General features: G+C 59.5%; 1 protein-coding gene. It reads left to right on the forward strand.

Annotation, left to right across the window (positions count from 1 at the left end):
• On the forward strand, nt 1–1588 hold a 1588-nt coding region (locus ED236_RS12530), incomplete at both ends, for a hypothetical protein (RefSeq protein WP_162299630.1).

The following is a 1588-nucleotide window of genomic DNA, read 5'->3' on the forward strand; positions in this document are numbered from 1 at the left end:
GTGGCTGGACCAAGACCACGACACAAGCGGATGGCTATACCCTGATCGACCAGTTGGACATGTTCGGCCGGGTGACCTGGCATCAGGACCTGGGTGAGCATCAGTTCGTGTACACCTACAACCATGCGGGCTGGCTGACCAGCCAGACCAGCCTCACTGGCGCGAACGCGGTCAACAACAGCGGCCAGCACATCGCCTATACCCACTATGCCAATGGCTATGTGCAGTCCATCCACGACAAGGCACTCGGCATGTACACCTACTATGCCTACGATGCCAACGGCAACAAGACCTATGAAGGTTACCTCCGCCTCAAGCATCCTCTGGACCTCAGCTTGGGGGCCATGGACTACTACCAGACCTCCACCATCAAGTACGACAGCCACAACCGGATCATGGATGTGCTGGACCCGAAAGTGAACCTGCATTACGAATACGATGCGGTAGGCAACCGCCGCATGGTGAAGAGTGTGTACCACGATGGCGTGAACGGCACACAGCGTACACAGGAGTACTGGTACCAGTACGACAGCATGGACCGTTTCACGGTCACCATGGGGCAGCTGGGTGCGGTGAACAACGGAGTGTTCACCGCCAGCGGCCGGGCCACCACGGCGACCGATACCAGCATTGTGATCGACAAGGGGGTGAGCGGCGGCGATGGGGTCGCCATCAGCTACAACCTGGTGGGCGATCGCATGGAGGTGAGCAATGCCCGGGACAACAGCCGGGAGCGCTACACCTATACGGCGGATGGCTACCTCGAAGAGGTCAGGATCAACAACGTGCTGCGTAGCCGCCGGGTCAACGATGCGCTGGGTCGGGTCACCGCTTACCACGAATATGCGAGCAACGGCACGACGGTGAAATACACCCAAGCCACCACCTACGATGCGGACAGCCGGCTGCTAAGAGAAGAAGGCACGGGCGGCACCACCACGTATGAGTATTACGTGCACAAGACCAATCTGAATCCAGACGGGACGGCAAGCTACAGTGCAACGGGACGCGGGGTGCTTGCGCATACCAACAACGATGCGAACGGCAATCAAAGTGGCGGCACCTTGACCGATACCTATTACGGCTATGCGTACTGGGACGATGCCAAGGTGACGGCGATCCAGTCAGAGGCGTACAACAAAGACATCGGCAAGAACAACCGGCTATGGAAGCCGGGCTACTCGGACATCACGTTTGATGTGAACGGGCGTGCGTCGACGGCCGTGGACCGGGTGGGTAACCGGAACATCCAGTATGTGAGTGATGCCCAGGGGCAGATCCTGTTGCGGGACGAGCTCACGGGCACCATCGAGCGTCCGACCTACACGACAGATGACTACAACCCCGGCACGGTGGCGAACAAGGTTGCGCGTTATTACTACGTGGACGGGAAGCGTGTGGGTGGGGTCAGCAATGACGGCCCGTCGTGGATGGGGTATCTGGAAGCGCTACGTGCGAGGAAGGACCAGAAGCCGAGTAACCATGCCAACTGGAGGCCGGTTGGCAGTGCGGACTTCAGTCAGGGTTACGACCCGATCTCGCCGGTGTATCCGGGCAAGACGGGTACGCAGTACACGGTGCAGGAGGG

It is taken from the genome of Pseudomethylobacillus aquaticus, from assembly GCF_003730115.1.
GTDB classification, from domain to species: Bacteria; Pseudomonadota; Gammaproteobacteria; order Burkholderiales; family Methylophilaceae; genus Pseudomethylobacillus; species Pseudomethylobacillus aquaticus.